The 25626-nt window shown below is 68.1% G+C and carries 22 protein-coding genes; 10 read left to right on the top strand and 12 right to left on the bottom strand.

The annotated features are described in order from the left end of the window. Positions 1-9: 9 nt before the first annotated feature. Entirely contained in the window at positions 10-1911 is a 1902-nt protein-coding gene (locus HQ312_RS04670; RefSeq protein ID WP_308123796.1) for a penicillin-binding transpeptidase domain-containing protein, read from the bottom strand. A 132-nt stretch (positions 1912-2043) separates the two neighbouring features. Between HQ312_RS04670 and HQ312_RS04665 the strand changes: the two genes are divergently transcribed. The 3 genes from HQ312_RS04665 (at position 2044) to HQ312_RS04655 (ending at position 5336) form a co-directional block, all read left to right on the top strand. After that, positions 2044-2721 (top strand): hypothetical protein, encoded by a 678-nt coding sequence (locus HQ312_RS04665; protein WP_261775949.1) that lies wholly within the window; start codon positions 2044-2046, stop codon positions 2719-2721. 165 nt (positions 2722-2886) lie between these two features. After that, on the top strand, positions 2887-4503 hold the full coding sequence (locus tag HQ312_RS04660) for an ABC-F family ATP-binding cassette domain-containing protein (protein ID WP_222637955.1): 1617 nt from the start codon (positions 2887-2889) through the stop codon (positions 4501-4503). 26 nt (positions 4504-4529) lie between these two features. Continuing rightward, entirely contained in the window at positions 4530-5336 is an 807-nt protein-coding gene (locus HQ312_RS04655; protein ID WP_222637954.1) for an alpha/beta fold hydrolase, read from the top strand. On the opposite strand, the gene HQ312_RS04650 is transcribed toward HQ312_RS04655, so the two are convergent. Next, the gene (locus HQ312_RS04650) at positions 5317-5736 is read right to left on the bottom strand and encodes a rhodanese-like domain-containing protein (RefSeq protein WP_222637953.1); all 420 of its coding nucleotides are present in this window, start codon (positions 5734-5736) and stop codon (positions 5317-5319) included. The two genes, HQ312_RS04655 and HQ312_RS04650, sit on opposite strands and share 20 nt — an antisense overlap. Before the next feature lie 93 nt (positions 5737-5829). Between HQ312_RS04650 and HQ312_RS22145 the strand changes: the two genes are divergently transcribed. The 5 genes from HQ312_RS22145 (at position 5830) to HQ312_RS04625 (ending at position 12163) form a co-directional block, all read left to right on the top strand. Continuing rightward, positions 5830-6288 carry an Lrp/AsnC family transcriptional regulator gene (locus HQ312_RS22145; protein ID WP_222637952.1) on the top strand — a complete coding sequence of 153 codons (459 nt, stop codon included), beginning with the start codon at positions 5830-5832 and terminating at the stop codon, positions 6286-6288. A gap of 289 nt (positions 6289-6577) precedes the next feature. Next, entirely contained in the window at positions 6578-8800 is a 2223-nt protein-coding gene (gene secA2 / locus HQ312_RS04640) for an accessory Sec system translocase SecA2 (protein ID WP_222637951.1), read from the top strand. A gap of 131 nt (positions 8801-8931) precedes the next feature. Next, entirely contained in the window at positions 8932-10707 is a 1776-nt protein-coding gene (locus HQ312_RS04635) for an amidohydrolase family protein (RefSeq protein ID WP_027506161.1), read from the top strand. Continuing rightward, positions 10704-11309 (top strand): TetR/AcrR family transcriptional regulator, encoded by a 606-nt coding sequence (locus tag HQ312_RS04630; RefSeq protein ID WP_222637950.1) that lies wholly within the window; start codon positions 10704-10706, stop codon positions 11307-11309. Before HQ312_RS04635 ends, HQ312_RS04630 begins: the two co-directional genes overlap by 4 nt. Further along, positions 11306-12163: an alpha/beta fold hydrolase gene (locus HQ312_RS04625; RefSeq protein ID WP_222632210.1), complete on the top strand. Its 858-nt coding sequence runs from the start codon at positions 11306-11308 to the stop codon at positions 12161-12163. The genes HQ312_RS04630 and HQ312_RS04625 overlap by 4 nt, the downstream gene beginning before the upstream one ends. Before the next feature lie 8 nt (positions 12164-12171). Here the strand turns inward: HQ312_RS04625 and HQ312_RS04620 are convergent, their stop codons facing one another. The 7 genes from HQ312_RS04620 to HQ312_RS04590 all read right to left on the bottom strand — a co-directional run bounded on the left by HQ312_RS04620 (position 12172) and on the right by HQ312_RS04590 (position 19682). Then, positions 12172-13386: a low temperature requirement protein A gene (locus tag HQ312_RS04620; RefSeq protein ID WP_285186744.1), complete on the bottom strand. Its 1215-nt coding sequence runs from the start codon at positions 13384-13386 to the stop codon at positions 12172-12174. Positions 13387-13437: 51 nt separating this feature from the next. After that, on the bottom strand, positions 13438-13986 hold the full coding sequence (locus HQ312_RS04615) for a hypothetical protein (RefSeq protein WP_222637949.1): 549 nt from the start codon (positions 13984-13986) through the stop codon (positions 13438-13440). Positions 13987-14350: 364 nt separating this feature from the next. Beyond that, a complete protein-coding gene (locus HQ312_RS04610) occupies positions 14351-15463 on the bottom strand; it encodes an ABC transporter ATP-binding protein (protein WP_027506158.1) in 1113 nt (370 codons plus the stop codon). Positions 15464-15474: 11 nt separating this feature from the next. Next, positions 15475-16356 (bottom strand): carbohydrate ABC transporter permease, encoded by an 882-nt coding sequence (locus HQ312_RS04605; protein ID WP_222637948.1) that lies wholly within the window; start codon positions 16354-16356, stop codon positions 15475-15477. Then, positions 16356-17303 carry a carbohydrate ABC transporter permease gene (locus HQ312_RS04600; RefSeq protein ID WP_222637947.1) on the bottom strand — a complete coding sequence of 316 codons (948 nt, stop codon included), beginning with the start codon at positions 17301-17303 and terminating at the stop codon, positions 16356-16358. Before HQ312_RS04600 ends, HQ312_RS04605 begins: the two co-directional genes overlap by 1 nt. After that, positions 17303-18652 carry a sugar ABC transporter substrate-binding protein gene (locus tag HQ312_RS04595; protein WP_027506155.1) on the bottom strand — a complete coding sequence of 450 codons (1350 nt, stop codon included), beginning with the start codon at positions 18650-18652 and terminating at the stop codon, positions 17303-17305. Before HQ312_RS04595 ends, HQ312_RS04600 begins: the two co-directional genes overlap by 1 nt. Before the next feature lie 7 nt (positions 18653-18659). Beyond that, on the bottom strand, positions 18660-19682 hold the full coding sequence (locus tag HQ312_RS04590; protein WP_027506154.1) for a sugar-binding transcriptional regulator: 1023 nt from the start codon (positions 19680-19682) through the stop codon (positions 18660-18662). A gap of 69 nt (positions 19683-19751) precedes the next feature. Here HQ312_RS04590 and HQ312_RS04585 point away from each other — a divergent pair, with 69 nt between their 5' ends. Then, positions 19752-20774: an NAD(P)-dependent alcohol dehydrogenase gene (locus HQ312_RS04585; protein ID WP_222637946.1), complete on the top strand. Its 1023-nt coding sequence runs from the start codon at positions 19752-19754 to the stop codon at positions 20772-20774. Then, positions 20771-22246, top strand: a complete 1476-nt coding sequence (locus HQ312_RS04580; RefSeq protein ID WP_222637945.1) for a mannitol dehydrogenase family protein — start codon at positions 20771-20773, stop codon at positions 22244-22246. Before HQ312_RS04585 ends, HQ312_RS04580 begins: the two co-directional genes overlap by 4 nt. A gap of 61 nt (positions 22247-22307) precedes the next feature. Here HQ312_RS04580 and HQ312_RS04575 read toward each other — a convergent pair whose 3' ends face one another. The 3 genes from HQ312_RS04575 to HQ312_RS04565 are packed head-to-tail and all read right to left on the bottom strand — an operon-like array spanning position 22308 to position 25626. Then, a complete protein-coding gene (locus HQ312_RS04575) occupies positions 22308-23432 on the bottom strand; it encodes an ROK family transcriptional regulator (RefSeq protein WP_222637944.1) in 1125 nt (374 codons plus the stop codon). Beyond that, positions 23429-24841, bottom strand: coding sequence for a sugar ABC transporter permease (locus HQ312_RS04570; RefSeq protein WP_027506150.1), 1413 nt, complete (start codon positions 24839-24841; stop codon positions 23429-23431). The genes HQ312_RS04575 and HQ312_RS04570 overlap by 4 nt, the downstream gene beginning before the upstream one ends. Beyond that, positions 24838-25626, bottom strand: coding sequence for an ATP-binding cassette domain-containing protein (locus tag HQ312_RS04565; protein ID WP_037186144.1), 789 nt, complete (start codon positions 25624-25626; stop codon positions 24838-24840). Before HQ312_RS04565 ends, HQ312_RS04570 begins: the two co-directional genes overlap by 4 nt.

Below are 25626 nucleotides of genomic sequence, written 5' to 3'. Positions count from 1 at the left end.
GAAGGCCACTCAGCGCAGGAAAGATCCCGCCACCGTCAGCGCCGGCGCGGAGGAGTCGCCGCCCTCGACGAACACGGCGAACGCCAGGTCACCGCGGATGCCGACGAACCAGCCGTGCGCCGGGCCGCTCGCGACCTCGGCGGTGCCGGTCTTACCGAGCAGTCCGTCGATGTCCTGCAACTGCGTCGCCGTACCGGCGGTGACCGTCTCCCGCATCATGGCGCGCAGCTGGTCGGTCACCTCCGCCGGCGGGGCTGCGACGGTGCGATCCGCGGTACCGGGTCGTCCGGTGATCATGGTCGGCGACGGGGTGGATCCGTCCGCGATGGACGCCGCGACCAGGGCCATGCCGAACGGGGACGCGGTGACGGTGCCCTGCCCGATCGCGCTCTCGACGCGCTCGGCCGACGTCGTCGCGGGCGGAACGCTGCCGGTCACGGTGGTGAGCCCGGGTGTCAGGTAGTCGACGCCGAGCCCGAACTGCAGGGCCGCCTGCTGCAGCGCGTCGTCGGGCAGATCGACGGCCAGCTGACCCATGGTGGTGTTGCACGAACGCGCGAACGCCGTCTGGAGCGGAACCGATCCGAGGTCGAAGTTGTCGTCGTTGGGGATGGTCCGGCCCTCGATGTTCGCGGATCCGGGGCACGGCACCACGGTCGTGGGGGTGACGGTGCCCGCCTGCAGTGCCGCCGAGGTGGTGACGGTCTTGAAGGTGGAGCCCGGCGGGTACAGGCCCGTGAGGGCGATCGGGCCCTGCGCGTCCGCGGCCGAGTTCTGCGCGACGGCCACGACGTCTCCGGTGGAGGGCCGGATCGCCACGACGGCCGCGGCGTTCGCTGTCGACGCGAGAGCGTTCTCCGCCTTGAGCTGCAACAGTGTGTCGAGCGTGACCTGGATGTCCGGGCCGACGGTCGCCTCGACGCCGGTCACCCGCTGGGCGATGGAACCGTCGGCGGCCACCAACTGCACGGCCCACCCGGCGGTGGCGTCCTGCTGCTCCTGCCACAGCTGCGCCACGTCGTTCAGCGCGGGAGAGGACAGTGCGCGATTCTCGGTCAGCAGCCGCGTCTGCGGCGCCAGAGTGACGCCGGGCAAGGCGGAGAGCAGGGACTCGATGGGGGCGAGATCCTCCTGCCGCAGGCTCACGGCCGTCACCGACGGAGCGCTCGACTGCGCGTCGCGAAGGGATTCCGCCGTGACCGTCGGCGCGAACGGCGACACTAGTGCCGCGACGGCGCCGGGATCGGCGGTCTGGTCGAGATTCACCAGCGTCACCACCTGCTGCGACATGAGTGGCGCTCCCGAGGTGTCGACGACGCGAGGCGCGGTCGACGCGGTGACGGGCGTGTACCGAACCGTCGTCTCCGGAGTCAGGCCCGGTACGACGACACCCGGGTTCCAGGTGACCTTCAGCCCCTGTCCACCGTCGGCGACGGATCCGGTCGTCGTGTAGGTCCAGACGCGTTCCGCGTCCGCCGGGGCCGACGTGGTGGGAGCTGCCGTGGTGGTCGCCGTCGCGGATGCGGTGCCGGTCGCGGGTGCCTCCGCATCCTCGGGCGGTGCAAAGGACCAGGAGGCGGACAGTGTGAACGTCTGCTGCTCGTCGTCTGCCTGGCTCACCGTGAACCGCGGTGTCGCCGTAACTGTTCCGCCACCGCCGAGTCCGTCGTACATCTGGGTGAGCACCGCGGTCGCTGCCGCCGGATCCGAGGTCAACTCTGCCGCGGCGCCCACGTTCTGTGTGCTCAGCGCTTCGGCGAACCGATCGGCCGTCACACGGGACGCCGGGGGCTCGTCGGCACTGCACGCGGTGGCGGCGAGCGCGACCGCGATGGTCGCGGCGGCGAGACGGAGTCCGCTGCTGGTGGAGGGGCCGAATCGGCGGGACGGTCGAGACATCAGCGAAGGCACGCACTGATAGTGCCCCACCGATCCGTCGGTCACACGACGCGACGAACTCTTGACGCTCGGCGCGACTTGTGTAATCTTGTAATCACTGGCGTTGTAATCAAGTAATCGCGCCACTGACGAAAGTAGAACATCATGAATCCCCATGACACCTTCCCCTTCGGAGAACGACCCTCCAGTCCCTTCGGTCGAGGTGACGCACCCCGGCGCGGTGGACCCCACGGACACGGCCGCGGTCGCGGCGCAAAGCGCGGCGAACGCGTCGGCCGGCCCGGCGGATGGCAGCAGAAAGACGTACCCGACGCAGGCGATGCGGAACAGTGGTTCCTCGGCCGCTTGCCCGACGACTGGTTCGACGGCACCGCCACGGTCGAGGTCGACCGCGAGGAGATCGTCGTGATCGGCGAGCTGAACGCCCCCGAGTCCGATGCCGGCGTCGAGGGCCGCATCGCTCGATTCCGTGAGTCCACCCGCGACGATCGCATGCGTATCGCCGACGAGGCCGAGGCACGCTACGGCCGCAAGGTCGCCTGGGGTGTCACCATCGACGGCGACACCACCCTCTTCACCCACCTCGCGGTGCCGGTCATGACTCGACTGCGTCAGCCCGAACGCAAGGTGCTCGACACCCTCGTCGACGCCGGCGTCGCACGCTCGCGCGCCGACGCGCTCGCCTGGGCCGTACGCCTGACCGGAGACCACATCGACCCGTGGCTCGCAGAACTGCGCGAGGCCATGGCGAAGGTGGACGACCTGCGGGCCCAGGGACCCGACGTCCGGAACACTCACACTCAGGACGACGAGACCGACTGATTCACAGCCGTATTCGACATCTCTGTTGACCGTTCTGCGCTGCCGACCTAGAGTTGGTAGCTCATCGTCCCCGACGAACGGACAGGCAGTTGCTCCTCTCGTAAGTAGTGCGGATCCCACCGACGCGCACGTCGCGGTGGCACGACACTCCTCTTGAGGTGCTCCATGTCAATATCACCCTCCGTCGTTCTCTCCGATCTCACCTTCTCCTGGCCCGACGGCCGGCCTGTCCTCGACGGCCTGGACGCATCGTTCATGCCGCGCCGGACCGGCCTCGTCGGCACCAACGGAGCGGGCAAATCCACTCTGCTGCACCTGATCACCGGGCGGTATCGACCGCAGCGCGGGTCCGTGCGCGTCACCGGCACCGTCGGCCATCTTCCCCAGCAGGTGGTCATGAACGTCTCGGACACCGTCGCCGATCTCCTCGGCATCGGAGACGTCCGACGGGCCCTGGCACGCATCGAGCACGGCAGCACCGATCCCGACGACTTCACCGTCGTCGGGATGGACTGGGACGTCGAGGAGCGCACTCTCGCGTTGCTCGACTCGGCCGGCCTCGGCGAGAGTCTGGGCACGGCAGCAGATCTCGATCGACCGATGAGAACCCTGTCGGGGGGCGAGTCGACGATCGTCGCACTCGTCGGTCAGGTGATCCGGCGGCCCTCCGTCCTGCTTCTCGACGAACCGACGAACAACCTGGACCGACGAGCTCGCTCCGCTCTGGGACGAGTACTCGACGAGTTCTCCGGCGCCGTCGTCGTCGCGAGTCACGACCAGGGCCTGCTCGACACCATGGACGACATCGCCGAACTCCACTCGGTACGGTCGTCGCCCGCGTCGCTCCGGATGTTCGGCGGCAACTGGACGCACTACCTGAGCGTCGTGGAGGGCGAGCAGGAGGCGGCGCGGGCCGCGGCGCGGTCGGCCGATCAGGATCTGCGCCGGCAGAAGCGGGATCTGGTCGAGGCGCAGACCACCGTGGCCCACCGGCGACGGATGGGAGAGAAGGCATCTCGCGAGAAGCGGGTACCGAAGATCGTTGCCCACAACCGGCGCAGCGCCGCACAGGAGTCGGCTGCCAAGTACCGCATCGGACACGAGGACCGCGTGGCGGATGCCCGCGCCCGCGCCGACGAGGCGCACGAGATGATTCGTGACGACACCGAGATCGTGGTGGATCTGCCCGAGACGGCGGTGCACGCGTCGAAGTCGGTGGCGTCGACGGGCGAGACGCTGCTCGATCTGGACGGTCGGTACCCGGACAGGACGGTCGAACTCACGGTCATGGGCCCGGAACGCATCGCGCTCGTCGGGGACAACGGAGTCGGCAAGACGACTCTCCTGCGATCTCTGGCGCCGTCGGTGCCGACCGCGGTGCTGCCGCAATCCCTCAACGTGTTCGACGACGATGCGTCCGTGGTGGAGAACGTCCGCCGCGCGGCACCGGACACGTCGATCACCGACGTCCGAACTCGGCTCGCTCGCTTCCTCTTCCGCGGTCGGCGGGCCGACGCGGTGGTGCACACCCTGTCGGGCGGGGAACGGGTGCGCGCGGCCCTCGCGATGCTGCTGCTGGCCGATCCGGCACCGCAGTTGCTGATTCTCGACGAACCCACGAACAATCTCGACGTCGCGTCCAGGACGCACCTCAGCACGGCGCTGTCGTCGTATCAGGGAGCCCTGATCGTGGTCAGCCACGACGAGGCGTTCCTCGATGCGCTGGGCATCACGCGGCGGGTCGATCTGACCGCCGACGGGCTCACCTCGACGTCCACCTGAGATCGCCCACCTGCGACCATGGCACCGTGGACTTCGCGACGAACCCGGTGGACGGCACCCGCATTGCCTGGTCGGTGACGGGTGCCCCCACCGGCCCGCCGGTGATGTTAGTGCACGGCAGCCTGTTGTCGCACCAGATCTGGCGCACGTTCGGATACGTGCGCGCACTGCGCGACACGTACCGCCTGATCCTCGTGGACCAGCGTGGACACGGACGGAGCGATGCTCCCCGCACCGTCGACAGCTATTCGATGGACCGTGTCAGCGAGGATCTGGTCGCCGTCCTGGACGCGGCGGACGTGTCCGCCGCGCACTACGTCGGCTACTCGTTCGGCGGTCGGTCCGGCCTCAATCTGGTCACCCGCACTCCCCAGCGTGTCGCATCACTCGTCGTGGGCGGAGCCGGATCGGGGCCGCAGAAGGGCGCGCTGGACAGCCTGTTCTTCGACGGCAGCGCCGACGTCCTCGCCGAACGGGGAATGGACGGGTTCGTCGACGAGTGGGCGAACCGCCGCGGCTTCCCGGTCGACTCCGGCACCCGAGCCGCGTTCCTGCGCAACGACTCCGACGCGTTGGCCGCCTACTTCCGGGCATCGGACGACGATCCCGGTATCGCCGACGACGCCGTCCGCGCCATCACGGCGCCGACACTGTTCTACGTCGGCTCCCGCGACGTCCAGCGTATCGACGACACCCGTCGCACCCGATCGCTGATCGCTGGCGCCGAGTACGAAGAGCTCCGCGGGTACGACCACGCGACGGCCGTGGCCGCGCCGGAGGCCGTCGAGCTCGTGTCCAGGTGGCTGAGTGAGGTCACGTCGTCGGAGCGGTGAGCGGATCGGGTGCTCGCCGTGTACGGCCGGTGTCGGACACGACGGCGAAACCTTCCCGTGCCCAGTACTCGAATCCCCCGATCAGCTCCCGCACGCGGGAGTAGCCGAGGCGACTGAGCGTCAGGGCCGCTCGGGTGCTGCCGTTGCATCCCGGTCCCCAGCAGTAGACGACGATGTCGGCGTCGCGATCCGGCTCCACCTCGGCGATGCGCGTGCCCAGATCGGCCCCGACGATGTGCACCGCTCCGGGAATGCGTCCCGCACTCCAGGACGCGTCCGAACGAACGTCGATGACCAGCGGCCCCGCACCGCGGGAACGCTCGGCGGCGAGATCGGCGGGATCAGTCTCGAACCTCAGTTTCGCGGCGAAGAAGTCGGCGGCGGACGGTGTCTTTTCCATGACCTCAGCCAATCCTGTTCGGGCGACTGGGAGAAGTGGCGATCACCGGCTGATCGCACTAAACGGCATCGATCGGCCGGTATCGTTTCCATTGTGCCGCGTAATCCACACCCCGAAGTCGACGAGATCGACCGGCGACTGCTGGACGAGCTGCAGAGTGACGGGCGCGCGACCGTTGCACATCTGGCCCGAGTGGTGAACCTGTCGTCGAGCGCGACGGCCGACCGCGTCCGCCGCCTGACCGACATCGGCGTGATCACCGGCTACTCCGTCACTGTCGACACCGAGGCGCTCGGTTACACCGTCACCGCATTCGTCCGCCTGGCGTACCCGTCGGGCAACTACGGTCCGTTCGACGCACTGGTGGCGTCCACCCCGGAGATCATCGAGGCGCATCACGTCACGGGTGACGACTGCTTCATCATCAAGGTCCTCGCCCGCTCGATGCGGGATCTCGAACGTGTCACCGGCCGGCTCGCCACCCTCGGCTCCATCACCACCAACGTCGTGTACTCGAGCCCTCTCCCGAGTCGGCGCATCACTCCTGCGTGACGGCCCGTCGGTGGCCTAAACCTTCGAACAACGCACGTCGCGCAGCCATGCGATGCCCACGGTGCCGAGAACAGTGACCACGGTGAACGTCGTCCTCTCGAAGCCGTCCGGCCGCGACCGTCTCAGATGAGGCGGTTCCCGCGTCGGACGCGCTGCGACAACGGGTGTGCGCACCCCTTCTAGTGACCGCACACCCCTCCCCACCGGCCGCAGACCGTGTGCGCTCACCGCTGGGGGTGTGCACACGGCTTGCGGCCGCACCTACGGGCCCGTCGGTAGCCTGGCGAACATGGCGTCACGGTTCTGGTCCCTGCTCGGTCGTTCGGTCGCGAAGGGGCATGCGCGGTCGCGAGGTGCCGTGGATGCCGCCCGGGCGCTCGAGGACCGCCACCGCGACCTCGACGCGGACGGTCTGCGTGCCGCGGCCGACGGTCTGCGCGGAGCCGGCTCCTTCGACGTGCCCGCGTTCCTCGCGCTCGCCCGCGAGGCGTCCGATCGCGCGTTGTCCCTGCGCCCCTTCGACACTCAGCTCTACGGAGCCGTACGGCTGCTGGAGGGCGACGTGATCGAGATGGCGACGGGCGAAGGAAAGACGCTCTCCGGCGCCGTCGCGGCCGCCGCCTACGTGCTGCAGGGCAGGGACGTGCACGTGGTGTCGGTCAACGACTTCCTCGCTCGACGCGACGCCGAGTGGATGGGCCCGTTCTACGACGCTCTCGGAGTCACGGTCGGGTGGATCACGGCGGAGTCGACGGCGGACGAGCGGCGCGCTGCCTACGGGTGCGATGTCACTTACGCCTCGGTCAACGAGGTGGGCTTCGACGTGCTGCGCGATCATCTGGTGGACGATGTCGAATTGCTCGTCTCCCCGACCGCGGACGTCGCCGTCGTCGACGAGGCCGACTCGGTGCTCGTCGACGAAGCTCTGGTGCCCTTGGTTCTCGCCGGTTCGATCGATCAGGACGTGTCGGCCGACGACGTGCTCGACGCCGTGCGATCCCTCGACGCGGACACCGACTGGGAGGTCGACGCCGAGCGTCGCAACGTGTTCCTGACCGATGCCGGGGCCGAGAAGCTCGAGGACGCACTGGGCGGGATCGATCTGTACAGCGAGGAGCACGTCGGCACCACGTTGGTGCGCGTCAATCTCACCCTGCACGCAGAGGTGTTGGTACGCAGGGACGTCGACTACATCGTGCGGGACGGTCGGGTACAGCTGGTCAACGCCTCCCGCGGCCGTGTCGCGGAGCTGCAGCGTTGGCCGGACGGTCTCCAGGCCGCGGTCGAAGCGAAGGAAGGCCTGGCGCGCACGGAGACCGGGCAGGTCCTGGACACCATCACCGTGCAGGCCCTGATGGGTCGGTACCGCCGCGTGTGCGGAATGACCGGAACGGCTCTCGCAGCAGGAGAACAGCTTCGGACGTTCTACGGCCTCGGGGTGTCGGTGGTCGAGCCGAACGAGCCGCTCGTCCGCGTCGACGAGGTCGACCGCGTGTACGCCACCGCTCCCGAGAAGAACGCGGCCGTCGTCGCTGCAGTGCTGGAAGCCCACGCCACGGGGCAGCCCGTGCTCGTGGGGACGCACGACGTCGAGGAGTCCGAATCGCTGGCCGCCCGCCTCGAGGACGCCGGAGTGCCGGTGGTCGCCCTCAACGCGAAGAACGACGCGGAGGAGGCCGAGATCATCGCGCGCGCCGGACTGCGCGATGCGGTGACCGTCTCGACGCAGATCGCCGGCCGCGGCACCGACATCAGGCTAGGGGACGGCGTGACCGACCTCGGCGGCCTACTCGTGATCGGCACCGCGCGGTACGTCACCGAGCGCCTCGACAGCCAACTACGGGGACGCGCAGGGCGACAGGGTGATCCGGGCCGCTCCGTGTTCTTCGCCAGTTGGGACGACTCGCTGGTGACGCGCTATCTGGAGAAGAGCGATCGACCCGGCCACCCCGACGACACGGGTTTCCTCGAGTCGGAGGTCGCGGCCAAGCGCATCGACCACGCGCAGCGCGTCGCGGAGGGCGCGATGCTCGACACCCACGCGTCCACCTGGCGGTACAACCAACTGACCGCCCAACACCGCGACATCCTCGACACGCGTCGGGCCGCGCTGCTCGGCACCGACGAGGCGTGGGACCTGCTGGCCACCCGCAATCCCGAGCGTGCCACGGAACTGGAGGCCGTCGACTCCGACGCCCGCGTACGCGCCGCCCGGCGCATCGTTCTCCACCATCTCGACCGCGCGTGGTCCGACTACCTGGCGCACCTCGGCGATGTCCGCGAGAGCATTCATCTCCGGGCACTCGGCCGACAGAACCCGCTCGACGAGTACCACCGCATCGCGATCGAGGCGTTCGCCGAGGTGCAGTCCCGTGCCCTCGAGGAGTCCGACCGCACCTTCCTGACCTCGACGATCGATGACGACGGCGTGGACCTCGAGTCGGCGGGGCTGGTGCGTCCGTCTTCGACCTGGACCTATGTTCGCGAGTCGCACCGTCCACTCGCGTTCTGAGTGGCCTTCGGCCCCGTGCGCCCTTTGCGTATCCGGAGATGCGCAAAAGGCGCACGGGGGACGAAGTCCCACTATTGCGAGTGATCACTCTCTAAGTTACGGTGAGCCCATCGCACAGTGATGGAGGTCACATGAACGAGTCGCACTTCGATGTGGTGATCAGCGGCGGGACCGTCTTCGACGGAGATGGTGGGCCGGGAGTTCGCCGCGATGTCGGCATCGTCGACGGCGTGGTCCGTGCCGTGTCCTCGGACGCGCTCGACGTCGGACCGGACACCGAGGTCATCGACGCCACCGGCCAGTGGGTCATGCCGGGATTCGTCGACGTGCACACCCACTACGACGCGGAGGTCCTGGTGGGGCCGGGCCTGAGCGAGTCGGTGCGCCACGGCGTGACGACGGTGCTGCTCGGCAACTGTTCGCTCTCCACTCTGTACTCCACTCCCGTCGACATCGCCGACCTGTTCAGCCGCGTCGAGGCCCTCCCCCGCGATCACGTGCTCAAGGCCGTCGACACGCACAAGACCTGGTCGGGCCCGGAGGAGTACATCGCCGCGCTCGAGCGCCTCCCGCTCGGACCGAACATCGCTGCGCTGGTGGGGCACTCGGACCTGCGCGCCCACGTCATGGGACTCGACCGGTCGACCGACCGCTCCCAGCGACCGACGCGCGAGGAGACGGCGCAGATGGCGGACGCTCTCGAGAAGGCACTCGACGCGGGCATGCTCGGCATGTCCACGATGACCAATCCCTGGGACAAGCTGGACGGGGATCGATACCGCTCGCGCTCGCTGCCGTCGTCCTACGCGTCGTGGTCGGAGTTCCGGCGTCTGCACAAGATCCTGCGTCGCCGCGGCCGTCTGCTGCAGAGCATTCCGAACCTGAACACCAAGTACGACATGGTGTTCTTCCTCGGCGCCGCGACGGGCATCGGCCGACGCGCACTGAAGGTCTCGCTGCTGGCCGCCGCCGACGCCAAGGCCTCGCCGTGGATCCACCACATCTTCGGTCCGCTGGCCGCTGCGGTGAACGGACCGGGCAAGGGGCAGTTCCGCTGGCAGCACCTGCCCACGACGTTCGACGTCTACTCCGACGGAATCGACCTGGTCGTCTTCGAGGAATTCGGTTCCGGCAGAGCAGCTCTGCACCTTCGTGAGGAGCTCGGCCGTAACGAACTGCTGAAGGACGAGGCGTATCGACGCTGGTTCCGCGCCGACTTCGAGAAGAAGTTCTCCTCCCGTGTGTGGCACCGAGACTTCGGCGACGTCATCATCACCGAATGCCCCGACTCGTCCGTCATCGGCAAGAACATCGCAGAGTTGGCACGGGAGCAGGGGATCCACGTCGTCGACGCCTTCCTCGACCTGGTGGTCGAGCACGGCCGGAAACTACGCTGGCACACCACCATCGCCAATCATCGCCAGAAGCAGATGGACAAGCTGATCACGAAGCCCGGTGTGACGGTGGGGTTCTCCGATGCCGGGGCGCACCTGCGCAACATGGCGTTCTACAACTTCGGCATCCGCCTGCTGCGGCGCGTGAACGACGCCCGCGAGTCGTTCCTGACGGTCGGCCAGGCGGCTCACAAGCTCAGCGGCGAGCTCGCCGACTTCTACGGCGTCGACGCCGGCCACCTGCGTCTCGGCGATCGCGCCGACATCGTCGTGGTGAATCCCGCCGGCCTGACGGACGAGGTCGACGCGTACAACGAGGAGACGATGCCGGAATTCGGGGGTCTCAGCCGCATGGTCAACCGTAACGACACCGCGGTCACCGCGACGCTCGTCGGCGGACGAGTCGCGTATCGCGAGGGCCGATTCGCCTCCTGGTTCGGGGTGTCCGAGCGGGCGGGCCGATTCCTGCGAGCGGGCGTGAGGACACCTGCGGCCACTACCGTGTCCGTGTGAGACGAACGCAGGAAGAGCGCCGCACCGACACCATCGCGCGACTCCTCGACGCGACCATCGCGTCGCTGTGCGAGAAGGGTTACGCCGCCACGACGGTCAACGAGGTGGTGACCCGCGCGGGAGTGTCGTCGGGTGCGCTCTTCCGGCACTTCGCCACCCGTCTCGATCTCGTCGTGGCCGCGGCGGACGAGGTCCGGAGGCGCCAGTTCGAGGAGTTCCGCGCCGGGCTGTCCGGCTTCGGCTCGGCGTCCGTCGAGCACTGCCTGACGTTGCTGCGCGCCGCGTGCCGGGCGCCGATCAACGGTGCCTGGTACGAGCTGCTCATCGCCGCCCGGAGTGACGATGCACTGCGGGAGCGTCTCGTTCCGTTCACCGTGCGCTACCACCAGGAGATCGGCGACCTCGGACGCTCGCTGCCGATCGCGGGCACGATTCCCGCGGCGGAACTCGATACGGTGCTCTTCACGGTGGTACACCTCCTCGACGGGGAAGCCCTCTCCGCCGTGGTGCATCCGCAGCCCGAGCAGGACGAGGTGCGGCTGCACCTCGTCGCGCGACTGCTCCGAGGAGAGTCGCTGTACAGAAGGAGCGAGGCAGGATGACCGAGCCGCACAGCAGGTGGACCGCTCACTCGACGGGTGCCGCACTGGCCGTGTTCGAGTACGGCGATCCGGAGTCGGACACGACGGTGCTGCTCGTGCACGGGTATCCGGACGACCACACCATGTTTCACCCGATGATCGACGCCATCGGTGATCGCGCCCGCGTCATCGCCTACGACACGCGCGGTGGTGGCCGCACCGTCGTCGAGCACCCGGAACGGTCCGAGTCGTTCGCCATCGAACGCCTGGCCGACGACACCTATGCGGTGGTCGAGTCGATCCCCGATCTCCGCGGAGCGGTCCACGCCTTCGCCCACGACTGGGGTTCGGTGCAGATGTGGGAGCCGATGCGCGATCCCCGCGCCGCCGAGGTGTTCGGATCGTTCACCTCCGTCTCCGGTCCCAGCATCGACCACCTCCGCGAGACGTCGCGTCGGCGCGGACTGCGGCCCACCCAGTGGCCGTCGGTGCTCGGTCAGCTCGCCCGGTCCTGGTACATCTGGGGCTTCCACGTGCCGGTCCTGGGGAAGTACGTTCCGACTCTGTTCGTCCAGGCCGGTCCCGCGGACCCCGCTCCCGCCGCGGATCCGCTGAACATGCAGCGCGGTGTCGAGCTCTACCGCGCCAACATCATTCGGCGCATGCTGTCCGGGCCACCACCGCGGTGCGACGTACCCACACTCGTCGTGGTTCCGCTGAAGGATCGCTTCCTCTCCCCCGATCTGGTCCAGGACGTCGACCGCTGGGTCCCCGACCTGACCGTCCTGGAGGTCGACGCGAAGCACTGGTGGCCCTGGAGTCACCCGGGAGACGCGGCGGACGTGCTGCTCGACCACGCCGGCCGGGACCGATAGCCCCGGCGTCAGGTCTCGGTCGTGTCGACCGGACTGCGGCGCCGACGGATCACCCCGGTGACGACGGCCGTGATCGCGCCGACAGCGAGGACGATGGCCGAGGCGAACGGGAGCCTGGTGTCGACGAGACCCAGCACGACGACGACGGGAATGGCCAGCGCCGGCCACGGGAACACCGTTCTCCAGTCGCCGGAACTCCAGCCGAGAACGGCGCAGATCCCGACGACGAACAGCGCCACCCCACCGGACAGGGCCCAGCGCCCGGCATCGGTCAGTTCGCCGACGGGATGCAGGACGTACTGCTGGATCCCGACGCCGAGGAGAGCGACACCCAGGGTGAGAGGGAGGTGCCCGTAGACGTACCCGTCGGCACGCCCACTGCCCACCACCCGCTCGTCGTCCTGGATCTCCGTCTTGGCCTCCGCGCCGCCGATGTCGAAGTACATCCACCACACGGCTGCAGCGATCGTGAATCCGAGTGCCGCGACGGCGACGGACGAGAACATCCAGTGGGTGTCGTGCATCCCGAGCACCACAGCCGAGATCGACTCACCGAGAACGAGAATGACGAAGAGCCCGAACCTCTCCGGCAGATGCTCGAGGTGCAGCGGAACATCCGGTCCCCAGTGGGTCGCGGCGAACGGCGCCGCGGCCTCCACCATGATTCCCACCGCCCACAGCAGGTAGGTGATCGGTGACGGGGTGAGCAGCGAGACCGTCCAGATCACGATACTGACGCCGGTGGCCGCGAGGTACAGATCGATCGTGACGCGGACGTCGGGGATGTGCCGCCGTGCGCGAAGATACAGACCGGCGAGAATCACCCGCGTCGCGATGTACCCGGCTCCGAAGGCGACGGTGCCGTCGCCGCCCACCGCCGTCGCGGCACTGGCGGCCATCACCGCCACGGCGAAGGTGGCGGCGAGTTTCAGCAATCGGTACAGGACGTCGTTCGTGTCGAACCTGTTGGCGTACAACGTGGTGGTCACCCAGGACCACCACGTGACGGCGAAGATTCCCGCGAACTCGGCGATGCCCTGCCAGCGAAGGTCGTCCTTCAGTGCGAGTGCGAGTTGGTGCACGACCAGCACGTAGGCGAGGTCGAAGAACAGCTCCAACCGGGTCGCGCCGCGATCGGCCTCGGTCCGCAACTTCGGCGGTCGCACCAGCGGAGTGCGCTGGTCGGCTCCCGCGTCGGTGTCGTCGTCCGGTGTCGTTGCCACGTCATCACCACTCTGCGGTTGCGACCCGGACAGACCTCGCGGATCGGGCGATCAGCCGACGATGCGCGACACTACGCCGCGAGTGACCTCCTCGGGACGGAACTGCTCGCTCGCGTACGCGGAGATGGCGACTACTCCGCCGGCCAACGCGGGGACGACCCACTGCAGTGCCTGGAGTTTCTTCTGCGCGGCCGCCACGTGCGGTGGCGTGGACGCGGTGGGCGTGGTCCCGCCAGAGGCGGGTACCGCACCTTCCTTCGAGACCGTCTGTCCCAGAACGCGGCTGTACGCGGTGACCGCCAGTGCGGCCACCGTGAGCGCGGTCTTGGCGACGGCCATCGAGGCGACGCCGTCCTGCGCCTTCAGGCGTCCGTAGTCGTTCTTCAGCAGTGCTGTCGCACCGGCGAGATGGACACCGATGGCCGCGGCGTTGACCGGCGTCCACCGATCCCATCCCTTGTTGGTGACAGCCCCGGTGGAGGCGGCGGTGTCGGCGTTCGACGACGCCTCGTTCAGTGCGACGGCATTGGCGAGGGTTCCGCCGAACCAGGCCGCGAGTCCGACATCGTGGAGCAGGTGGGCAAGGGTGGCACGGGCCATGAGAATCTCCTGTGTCGAGAGCGAGTGCCTCGAACTACCCTCGTGCCGTGCGCTGAAACGTGTCGACCGGTCCAGGACGTCGACCGCCGGGTGCCGGACCTGACCGTCCCGGAGGTCGACGCGAAGCACTGGTGGTCCTGGAGTCACCCGCGAGACGCGGCGGACGTGCTGCTCGACCACGCCCACAGGGACCGACAGCCCGCAGGCGAGTGTGAGTACACGCGATCGACGAACACTCCGCCGATCCGCAGAATCACCGGCGATCCTGTGGCCGCACGCTCACATGCGAGGTCCCGCGACGGTGGACGGGTGTGGGAACGGTCTTCCCGGCACGTTCCCACACCCGAGTCTTGCCCCCTGCTGCTCAGGCCCCGATCCGCTCCCCCGAGGTCGGGTGGAACAGGTACGCGGTGCCCTCCTGCTTGGTCAGCGTGACCTTCTCGCCGATCCGCGCGGGTGCCCTCCTGGGAGAGCGTGCCACGATCGTGGCCGGTGTGCCGTCCGAGGCGCGGATCCGGGTGTCGTCGAAGCTGGCGTAGAGGTAGCTCTCGTTGCCCAGTTCCTCCACGAGGTCGACGGTGACCAGCAGTCCGTCGTCGTCCGCGGAGCCGATCGCGAGCTGTTCTGGACGCAGGCCGAGGGTCACCTCGTCGAGTCCCGCGGCGGCGATGGCGGTGAGCTGGTCGCGCTCGAGGGGGACGGTGCGCTCACCGACCTTCAGGCCGCCGGACACGACGGGCACCGTGAACAGGTTCATCGCCGGCGAGCCGATGAATCCGGCCACGAAGGCGTTGACCGGGTGGTCGTAGAGCTCGGTCGGCGCGGCGAACTGCTGCAGCTTGCCGTCCTTGAGGATCGCGACGCGGTCGCCCATCGTCATGGCCTCGACCTGGTCGTGGGTGACGTACACGGTGGTCGTCCCCAGCCGACGCTGCAGCGCGGCGATCTGCGTGCGTGTCTGTACCCGCAGTTTGGCGTCGAGGTTCGACAGCGGCTCGTCCATGCAGAACACCTGGGGCTCACGGACGATCGCGCGGCCCATGGCGACGCGCTGCCGCTGACCGCCGGAGAGCTTGCCGGGCTTGCGATCCAGGTACTCGGTGAGGTCGAGGAGTCGGGCCGCCTCGGCGACGCGGGCCTGACGCTTCTCGAGGCTGACCCCGCGCATCTTGAGCGCGAAGCCCATGTTCTCGCCGACGGTCTTGTTGGGGTAGAGCGCGTAGTTCTGGAACACCATCGCGATGTCGCGGTCCTTGGACGGCACACCGACCATGTTCTTCCCGCCGATCTCGATGGCACCGCCGTCGATCTCCTCGAGACCGGCGAGCATCCGCAGCGCGGTGGATTTCCCGGAGCCCGACGGGCCGACCAGGACGACGAACTCGCCGTCCTGGATGTCGAGGTCGAGCGAGTCCACCGCCAGCTTGTCGGCGCCGTCGTAGATGCAGGACGCTTGCTTGTACGAGATTGCAGCCATGGTTCTTTCTCCTACTTGATGGCGCCGAAGGACAGGCCGCGCACGAGCTTGTTCTGCGCGAACCATCCGGCGAGGACGACGGGGAGGGCTGCGAACGTCGCAGCGGCGGAGAGCTGGGCCCAGTACAGGCCCTGCCCGGTGATGAAGCCGACGAGGTAGACCGGAATCGTCTGTGCCTGAACGGCGGTGAGGTTGACGGCGAAGAAGAACTCGTTCCACGAGAAGATCACACAGATCAGCGACGTGGCCGCGATGCCGGGCGAGACCAGCGGCAGGATGACCTCCCGCACCGATGTCCACAGCGAGGCACCGTCCATGCTCGCGGCCTCGAGCAACTCGCTCGGGACCTCGAGGAAGAACGACCGCATCATCCACACCGCGATCGGCAGATTCATCGCCGTGTACAGGATGATGAGCGCCCAGATGTTGTCGAGCAGACCGATGTCACCGACGATGACGTACAGCGGCACGATGGCCGCCACGACCGGCAGCATCTTCGTCGAGATGAAGAAGAAGAGCACGTCCTGCGTCTTCTTCACGGGACGCAGCGACAGGGCGAATGCAGCCGGGACACCCAGCAGCAGAACGAGAATCGTGGACACGACGGTCGCGAAGGCCGAGTTGAGCAGCGTGGTGCCGATGCCGCTCTCGAGAACGCCGCGGTACTGGTCGAGGGTCGGGGTGAAGAAGATCTTCGGCGTCGCGGTGTACGCATCGGTTTCCTGCTTGAACCCGGTGATGACCATCCACAGGACCGGGAAGAAGAAGGCGATGCCGGCGACCCAGGCGACGAAGGACCAGATCGATCCGGGCCCCCATCGCTTCTTGCGTGTGATCGGCGCGGTGACGCTCGGAGTTCCGCTGCCGGCGCTCCGCTCGGTGGTGGTACTCATCAGGCAGCCTCCTCTTTCCCGCTGAAGCTCGTGAAGATCAGTCGCAGCGCCAGTGTGCTGACGACGATGGTGGCCACCACGGTGACGACGCCCATGGCCGCGGCCTGGCCGATGTCGAAGCCGAGGAACGCTCGTTGATAGATGTAGAACGGCAGGTTCGACGACGCCACACCCGGGCCGCCGGACGTCATCATGTAGACGGCGTCGAAGGTGTTGATGAGGTAGATGGCGCCGAGGACCGCTCCGAGCTCGATGAAGCGTCGCAGATGCGGCAACGTCAACTCGCGGAACAGTGCGACGGGCCCGGCGCCGTCCACCCGCGCCGCCTCCGCGATGTCCTTCGGCATCGACTGCAGTCCCGCCAGGATGAGCAGCATCATGAAGGGGGTCCACTGCCAGACGAGGTTGGTCATGACCGCGGCGAGCGGGAACCGCGAGACCCAGTCGATCTGGTCGACCCCGAACGGGCTGAGCACGAAGTTGACGAGGCCGAACACCGGGTCGAACATGGTGGTCTTCCAGATCAGTGCACCGGCGACCGGGGTGATGAGGAACGGAGTGATCAGCAGGGTGCGGATCAGACTGCGGCCGATGAACTTACGGTCCAGTAGCAGTGCGAGCACCAGGCCCAGCGCCACCGAGATGATCACCGTGCCCACGATCATGATCACCGTGTTGAACGCGACCGAGCGGAACTGGCTGTCCCGGAACACGTCCACGTAGTTGTTCAGACCGTTGAACTCCCGCGATCCGGGGCGCACCAGGTTCCACGACTGCGTCGAGTAGTACAGCGTGAACAGGAACGGGATCTGCGTGACGACGATCGCGAAGACCATGGCCGGCAGCAGGGGACCGCGGCGCCGCCACCCCTCCGCCTTCGAGATCACCCGTTCGCGAGGAACGAACGGCGTCTCGGATCTCGCCGAGCCGACTTCGGTCGTGGTCATCACTGATCCTCCTGATACGTCTTGCCGACCACCTCGGCGTACTGCTGCGCTTGAGCGAGCGCGTCCTGGACGCTGATCTGTCCTGCCACGGCGGCGCTGATCTGCTGACTGACCCGAGTGCCGAGATCCTGGAACTCGGGGATGGTGAGGAACTGGACGCCGGTGTACGGCACCGGATCGACCGTCGGGTTCAGCGGATCGGCATTGTTTATCGAGTCGAGCGTGACCTGACCGAAGGCGGCCGACGCCTCCTTGTACTCCGGGATCTCGTAGGTGGACAACCGGCTTCCCGGTGGCACCCGCTCCCAGCCGAGCTCGGTGCCGACCTTCTTCAGGTACTCCTTGTTCGTCATCCACGACACGAACTTCCAGGCGTCGTCCGGGCTTTCCGACGTCGTCGGGATGCCGAGCGACCAGGAGTACAGCCACCCGTTGTCGCCCTTGGCCGCCGACGGGGCCTTGGCGTACCCGATCTTGCCGACGACGTTGCTCGACGTGGGGTCCTCGAGCACCGACACCGCCGAGGTGGCGTCGTACCACATGGCCGTGTTGCCCTGTGCGAGTTGCGTTCCGCACTCGCTGAAGCCGCTCGTCGCCGCGCCGGCCTGTCCGTGCGACCGGACCAGGTCGACGTAGAACTGCACGGCTTCCTCGACCTGCGGACTGTCGAGTTGCGCGTTCCAGTTCTCGTCGTACCACCGGCCGCCGAAGGCGTTGATGACGGTGTCGAGGGGCGCGAGCACCTCGCCCCAGCCGGGCTTGCCACGCAGGCAGATGCCGGACATGCCCGGACGGTCGAGTGTCGCGGCGGCCTCGGCCACCTGGTCCCAGGTGGGCTCGGCCGGCATCGTGATGCCTGCTTCCTCCATCAGGTCCTTGCGGTACATGAGGAAGGACGACTCACCGTAGAACGGCACCGAGTACATGCTTCCCTCGTAGGACAGCGACTCCTTGAGCGACGGGATGAAATCGTCCTCGTCGTATCCCGGTGTGGCCTGCGCGTACTCGGACAGATTGGTGAGCCACCCGTTCTCGGCCCATTGCGGCGTCTCGTAGTTGCTGATCATCACCACGTCGAACTCACCACCGCCCGTGGCCACCGACGCCGTGATCTTCGCGCGCGCCTCGTTCTCGGACAGCGAGACGAACTTCAGGTTCACACCCGGGTTCTCGGCCTCGAACTCCGGTGCGAGCGAGATCGCGTCGGACATCTGCGAGTTGGAGACGATGGCCACGGTGATGGTCGTGCCGCCACCGTCACCTCCGAACGATCCCGCGCCCGCGCAGCCGCTCGCCGTCAGCACGGTGGCTGCGGCGAGGGCGGCGAGTGGGACGAATCGTGATGTCACGTCGGTACTACCTCGATTCCTTCATGGGGTTGCTGCCGTGCTCGTCGAGAAGGTCCAGAGCACAGGCGATATCGGTCACCAGGACGGTGGCGAGACGGCCGCGCAGAGCGGCCCGGATCGCGGCGTGCTTGCGCGCACCGCCGGAGATGAGGAGCGTGGTGGCGCAGTTCCGGATGTCGTCCAGCGGCACCGAGACCGTGCGGTCGGTCAGTGAGCTGTCGACGTCGGCGCCGTCGGAGTCGAAGAACCGACCGCCGATCTCACCGACCGCACCGAGTCGATCGAGTTCGGACAGGAGGTCGGCGTCGAGGAAGCTCCCCTCGAACAGCGTCGTCGATGTCGACACCGGGCCCAGTCCGAAGAACATGAGGTCCGCGGTGCGTCCGGCGTCGAGTGCCTTGGACATCAGCGAGTCCTGTTGCAGCGCGACGACTGTCGCCGGATCGGCGTAGAGAGGGGCGTTGAGCCGCATCGGCGTCGCCTGCAGTTGCTCGGCGCAGCGGGTGAGGACGAAGTCGACACCGGTCTGGTAGTCCGCGGTGCTCATGGATCCGTCCAGCTGCACCACGCGGGCGCAGCGGCTGCCGCGTCCCTGGAGCGACTGCGCCACCGCGACCGTCTCCGGCCCCCACGTGAAACCGAGTGTGTGAGCAGGCTGCACGCGCCGAGTGAGGATGCCCGACGCGGCGCGCCCCACCGCGTCGTACCGACCGCCGGCGTCGTCGATGGTCGACGTGACCACCAGCGCCTCGTCCAGGCCGTACCGCTCCTCGAGTCGACGTTCGAGATCGGTGTGCACCGATCCGCTGATCTCCTCGGGCACGTGGATCTCGATGCGCACGAGCCCGTTCGCCCGAGCCCGAGCGACGAGTCGACCTGCCGTGGGACGGGAGACACCGAGCTTGGTGGCGATCTCCGCCTGGGTCGCGCCCTCGACGTGGTACATCGTCGCCGCACGCAGCGCGAGCCTCAGCTCGTCGCTCGAACTCGGCGTCGTCACGATGTCGCTCCCGGTCGTCGAGGTGAGCATCTGCTCACCTGGTGTTCATCTGCTCACTTAAGCTAACATCCAGGTGTGATCCACACAACAGTCGATTCCATGCGTGCCGCAGTTCTCACCGAACCGGGACACATCGAGACGCAGACGCGACCTGTGCCGACGCCGAACGCAGGTGACGTCCTCGTCCGGGTGGCATCCGTCGGAGTCTGCGGATCGGATGCGCACTACTACCGCGAAGGTCGCATCGGCGACTTCGTCGTCGAGTCGCCGCTCGTTCTGGGCCACGAGGCGTCGGGTGTGATCGTCGCCGTCGGTGACGTCGTCTCCCCTCGGCGAGTCGGGTCGCGAGTGTCCATCGAGCCGCAACGACCCGATCCCGACAGTCGCGAGACCCGATCGGGCCACTACAACCTGTGCCCCCACATGGAGTTCTATGCGACCCCTCCCGTGGACGGTGCCCTCTGTGAGTACGTGACCATCGGATCCACGTTCGCGCACGACGTCCCCGACGCCGTGTCCGACGACGCCGCGGCCCTCTTCGAGCCCCTGTCGGTGGCCATCGCGACCGCACGCAAGGCCGGGATCACCGGCGGCTCGAGAGTGTTGATCGCGGGCGCCGGGCCGGTCGGAGTGCTCACGGCGCAGGTCGCACGCGCCTTCGGCGCCACGGAGATCGTCGTGTCGGACATCTCGGCCGACCGCCGCGCCAACGCCACGCGGTACGGGGCGACCCGCGTGATCGACCCGGCGGACGAGTCGGTGCACGACCTCGACGTCGACGCGTTCGTCGACGCGTCGGGCGCACCCCGCGCAGTGCAGGACGGGATGCGCGCCGTGCGCCCTGCGGGCAGAGTGGTGCTCGTGGGCATGGGCGGAGACGAGTACCCGATACCCGTGTCGGTGATCCAGAACCGGGAACTGTGGGTCACCGGCGTCTTCCGCTATGCCGACACCTGGCCCACCGCACTGGAACTCGTCCGCACCGGACGAGTCGAGCTCGACAGCATGGTGACGGGTCGGTTCGACCTGGATCATGTCGAGGACGCACTGAATCACGACCGCACCGACGGCAGCATCAAGGCTGTCGTCACCGTGACACCCAGTCAGGAGACCCTCTCGTGAAGCTGTCCGCTGCCACCCTCGCCCAGCTTCCCGACGACGTGGACGTGCCACGGTACGACCGCTCGGCGATCACCACCGGGATCGTCCACTTCGGCGTCGGCGGCTTCCACCGTGCGCACCAGGCGATGTACGTGGACCGGCTGCTCCGCACCGACTTCGAGTCCGCGTCGAGCTGGGGCATCTGCGGCGTGGGCGTGCTGCCGGGTGATCGCCGTATGAAGGACGTCATGGACGCCCAGGACTGTCTCTACACCCTGGCACTGCGGCACTCCGACGGCTCGTGGGACACTTCGGTCATCGGATCCATCACCGAGTACCTCTTCGCGCCGGACGATCCCGAGGCGGTGATCGAGAAGCTCGCCCACGCCGACACCCGCATCGTCTCTCTCACCGTCACCGAGGGCGGCTACAACTTCTCGGCCACCACGGGCGAGTTCGACGCCGAGAACCCGGCTGTGCGAGCGGATCTGGCACCCGATGCGGTACCGGGCACGACCTTCGGACTGGTGTGCGAGGCGTTGTCCCGCCGGAAGGATCGCGGGCTCGCGCCGTTCACCATCATGTCGTGCGACAACATCGAGGGCAACGGACACATCGCCCGATCGACCTTTACCGCGTTCGCCCGCCTGAAGGATCCCGCACTGGCACAGTGGATCACGGACACCGCGCAGTTCCCCAACTCCATGGTCGACCGCATCACGCCCGTCACCACACCCGACGTCGTCGACCAGCTCGCCTCACGGTACGACCTCGCGGACCAGTGGCCCGTGGCCGCGGAGCCGTTCACCCAGTGGGCGCTGGAGGATCACTTCACCCTCGGCCGGCCGCCGTTCGAGGACGTGGGCGTGCAGGTCGTCGACGACGTCACACCGTACGAGCTGATGAAGCTGCGCCTGCTCAACGCGAGCCATCAGGCCCTCTGCTACGTCGGATACCTCAGTGGCTACCGGCTCGTGCACGACGTCACGCAGGACGCACTGTTCGCCGAGTTCCTGTTGCGCTACATGGACGAGGAAGCCACTCCCACGCTGCAACCGGTTCCCGGAATCGACCTGGCCGAGTACAAGAAGACGCTGATCGAGCGCTTCTCCAATCCGGAGATCCGGGACACCGTGGCCCGGCTCTGCGCCGAGTCGTCGGACCGGATCCCGAAGTGGCTGGTCCCGGTGGTGCGCACGAACCTCGGGTCCGGAGGGCCGGTCGCACTGTCCGCCACGGTGATCGCGAGCTGGGCGCGCTACGCCGAGGGTGTCGACGAGCAGGGTGAGCCCATCGAGATCGTCGACCGTCTGAAGGACACGCTGACCCCGCTGGCTCGGCAGCAGCGCGACGACCCCCTCGCGTTCGTGCGGAACCGGGAGTTGTTCGGGGATCTGGTGGACGATCCGCGCTTCGTCGACGCCTACACGTCGGCTCTCGACTCCCTGCACACTCGCGGAGCCCGCGCCACCGTGGAGTCGTCGGTGCGCTGACGCCCGTGAGCCTTGTGCGCATCCCTGGACACGCACAAGGCTCACGGGGGCCGAAGGCCCACTACAGCCGCTGCAGCACCTCGGCGAAGGCCAGCTCGGCGGCACCGATCACCGAGATCCGCCGACCCAGGCCCGAGACGTGCAGTTCCACCCCGTGCTGGCGTCCGACCAGGCACTCCCCCACGCCCTCGGTGATGCGTGCCATCGCCGAGGGCACCCGGAGAACGTCGGCGAAGAGGCCGCCGAACACGACGACGCGGGGGTCCACCATCGTGACGATGGTGCAGACGCCCGTCTCCAGTGCCTCGATGTATCTCTCCGGCAGGGCACCCCCGGCGGCGGCGACGTCGGCCAGTGCGTGCCCGATCGCGGACGGCGTCGCGGGTTCCGGCATCGCGAGTGCCCGGCGCAGTGCGTCCTGCCCGACGGACAGCTCCCAGCACCCGTTGCTTCCGCAGCTGCAGAGGCCCCCGCCGGCGGCGGTCCGCATGTGTCCCACCTCGCCGGCGTAGCCACCGGAACCGCCGAGAAGTGATCCGGCGCTGAGTATTCCGGCACCCACACCGAACTCCGCGAAGAGGTAGACCACGTCGTCCACGCCGCGGGCGCATCCGCGGGTGTGTTCCGCGACCACTCCCAGATCGGACTCGTTGGCGACGATGCACCGCACCCCGACCGCCTCACCGATCAGACGACCGAGCGGAACGTCGGTCCAGCCGAGGTTGGGTGCGACGCGCACGAGACCGTCGGCCGACCGCACGAGACCGGGTACGGCGACACACACTGCACGCGGGGCCGATCCCACCCGATGGGTGAGCTCGGTCGCGGCATCGGCGATGCGGCGCACCAGGTCCGCCGGGTCCGGGCCCGCTCCCGCCTCGTAGTCGAGATCCGCCAGAACCGCTGCGCCCCAGCCGATCGCGGAGACGGACAGCCAGTCGACGGCCGCGTCGACCGCGAGTACCCAGGCGGCGGACGGGATGGGGTCGACCACCAGCGACGGCCGGCCGGCCCCGCCACCGGACGACGGATGTTCGGAGACCAGGCCGTCGGCGACGAGGTCGTCGACGAGAGTCTTGACGGTGCTCCGGTTCAGCGAGAGGTCCTCCGCGAGTTCCGCCCTCGTCCGAGCCCCACCGAGGTGGACACTACGGACGAGGGCGGAACGAGCCGGTCGGCCTGTCACCGACCAGTCGGAGCTCGTCGACGCGACAGTGCGTCGACACTGGCCGCGAGCAACAGCACGAGACCGGTGACGATGGAGACCACCGCCGCGGACTGCCCCTGCAGGCGCAGTCCGTTGTCGATCACCGCGATGACGGCAGCACCGATCACCGCGTCCCGCACGCGACCACGTCCACCGAAGAGCGACGTTCCACCGATGACGGCGGCGCCGACGGCGAACAGCAGCGTGTTGCCGCCACCCGCCTGCGGATCCACGGATCCGACCTTGGACGCTGCCACGATGGCGCCGAGTGCCGCGATGGTCGAGCTGACCACGAAGACACTCATGCGGATGCGCCGGACGTCGATACCCGCTCGCCGCGACGCCTCCGCGTTGCCACCCACCGCGTAGACGTGCCGACCGTAGGACGTCCGGTCGAGGACGAACGTGGCGAGCACCAACACGAAGAGCACGATCGGAACGACGTACGGCACACCGGCGATGGAGAGCACCGCCGGGTTGGGGCTGCGGTTCACCGTCATCGCCCACGTGGCGAGGGCGGCGAACACCGTCAGTGCCGCGATCTTGACCAGCAACAGCGACGTCGGGGGAGCCGTCAGTCCCTGCTTCAGCCGAGTGCGCTGGCGCGAGAGGTTGATCGCCGCGAATCCGCCGACGACCACCGCGAACAGCACCCAACTCGCCCACACCGGGAGCGACCGGTTGGCCACCGCGAAGAGCACGGTGTTGTCGGAGATTCCGAGGGTGCCGCCCTCACCGATCAGCTGCAGCACCACACCGCCCCAGGCGAGGAACAGTGCCAGCGTGACCACGAACGACGGGATGCCGACGCGGGAGACGAGGAACCCGGTGAGGCAGCCGATCGAGGCACCGACGCAGATCGCCAGCACGATCTCGATCCACGGATTCGCGGGCACCCCGAGCAGCGCGATGGCGAGTGCGATCGCGGCCGGCACGATGGCCGCCCACAGTCGCGTGATCGCCGCGAGCACTCCGGCCACCACCAGAACGGCGCAGAACGTCAGGAACACACCGGTTCCCATGCCGCCGAGCAGGTTTCCCCCCTCCGTGTAGTGCAGGGCGAGAATCGCCGCCGCCACACCGGAGCCGGTGCCGGCGGAGAGGTCGATCTCACCGAGGAGGAGCACGAACACCAGCCCCATGCCGATCAACGCGGTGGCCGCTCCCTGGGTGAGCAGATTGGCCACGTTGTTGAGGGTGAGGAACTGCCCCGACAGCGACGAGAACACGACGAGCAGGACGACCAGCCCGGCGAGTGCGGGCAGTGCCCCCAGCTCGCCGCCGCGCAGTCGTGCCACGTAGTCGCGTCCGGCGTCGCCGAACGATCGCCGATCGGTGTCCATCGAGAAGTCGGACCGGGCGCGGTCCTGTTCGGGTGCGGCGGTCATATCGTCACCGCCTTCGCCTCGGCCGACGGAAGACCGAGGTCACCGCTGCGGCCGGTCGTGATGAGCTCGACGATGCGTCCGACGGACACGTCCGCCGTGCGCACCTGCGCCGCCATCCGCCCCAGGAACAGGGCGGCGACGGAGTCGGACACCTCGACGACGTCGTTCATGTTGTGGCTGATGAGCAGCACTCCCACACCCGAGTCCGCGAGGCGGCGAACGAGGTCGAGGACCTGTCGCGTCTGCGCGACTCCCAGTGCGGCCGTGGGCTCGTCGAGCAGCACCACCTTCGACTCCCAGAGCACCGACTTGGCGATGGCGACGGTCTGCCGCTGTCCACCGGACAGCGACGCGACCGGGGTGCGCACCGACTTGACGGTGCGCACCGACAGCGACGCGAGGGTGTCGCGCGCCGCCTGTTCCATCGATGCCTCGTCGAGCAGACCCTTGGCCGTACGCTCACGGCCGAGGAACATGTTCTGCACGATGTCGAGGTTGTCGCACAGGGCGAGGTCCTGGTACACGACCTCGATACCCAGCGCCGCAGCCTCTTTCGGATTCGACACCGACACCGGCTCGCCGCCGAAGCGGACCTCGCCGGAGTCGGTGCCGTGAATTCCTGCGATGCACTTGATCAGCGTGGACTTGCCCGCGCCGTTGTCACCGACCAGTGCAGTGACCTCTCCTGCCCTGATCGTCAGATCGACGTCGTGCAGGACGTGCACCGGACCGAAACTCTTGTTGATGCCCTGCAACTGCAGGACGGGCTCTCCCGCGGCGGTCAT

It is taken from the genome of Rhodococcus sp. BP-316 (assembly GCF_019836105.1).
Classification (GTDB): Bacteria; Actinomycetota; Actinomycetes; order Mycobacteriales; family Mycobacteriaceae; genus Rhodococcoides.
The sequence above is the reverse complement of the archived record's forward strand: the minus strand, read 5'-3'. Positions and strand labels throughout refer to the sequence as shown.

Bases quoted from the DNA above. Each gene is read 5' to 3' on its own strand.
- HQ312_RS04565 (WP_037186144.1), bottom strand. From the start codon at position 25,626: ATGACCGCCGCGGGAGAGCCCGTCCTGCAGTTGCAGGGCATCAACAAG.
- HQ312_RS04610 (WP_027506158.1), bottom strand. From the start codon at position 15,463: ATGGCTGCAATCTCGTACAAGCAAGCGTCCTGCATCTACGACGGCGCC.
- HQ312_RS04590 (WP_027506154.1), bottom strand. From the start codon at position 19,682: ATGCTCACCTCGACGACCGGGAGCGACATCGTGACGACGCCGAGTTCG.
- HQ312_RS04585 (WP_222637946.1), top strand. From the start codon at position 19,752: ATGCGTGCCGCAGTTCTCACCGAACCGGGACACATCGAGACGCAGACG.
- HQ312_RS04605 (WP_222637948.1), bottom strand. From the start codon at position 16,356: ATGAGTACCACCACCGAGCGGAGCGCCGGCAGCGGAACTCCGAGCGTC.
- secA2 (WP_222637951.1), top strand. From the start codon at position 6,578: ATGGCGTCACGGTTCTGGTCCCTGCTCGGTCGTTCGGTCGCGAAGGGG.
- HQ312_RS04570 (WP_027506150.1), bottom strand. From the start codon at position 24,841: ATGACCGCCGCACCCGAACAGGACCGCGCCCGGTCCGACTTCTCGATG.
- HQ312_RS04665 (WP_261775949.1), top strand. From the start codon at position 2,044: ATGAATCCCCATGACACCTTCCCCTTCGGAGAACGACCCTCCAGTCCC.
- HQ312_RS04600 (WP_222637947.1), bottom strand. From the start codon at position 17,303: ATGACCACGACCGAAGTCGGCTCGGCGAGATCCGAGACGCCGTTCGTT.
- HQ312_RS04650 (WP_222637953.1), bottom strand. From the start codon at position 5,736: ATGGAAAAGACACCGTCCGCCGCCGACTTCTTCGCCGCGAAACTGAGG.
- HQ312_RS04660 (WP_222637955.1), top strand. From the start codon at position 2,887: ATGTCAATATCACCCTCCGTCGTTCTCTCCGATCTCACCTTCTCCTGG.
- HQ312_RS04615 (WP_222637949.1), bottom strand. From the start codon at position 13,986: ATGGCCCGTGCCACCCTTGCCCACCTGCTCCACGATGTCGGACTCGCG.
- HQ312_RS04625 (WP_222632210.1), top strand. From the start codon at position 11,306: ATGACCGAGCCGCACAGCAGGTGGACCGCTCACTCGACGGGTGCCGCA.
- HQ312_RS04635 (WP_027506161.1), top strand. From the start codon at position 8,932: ATGAACGAGTCGCACTTCGATGTGGTGATCAGCGGCGGGACCGTCTTC.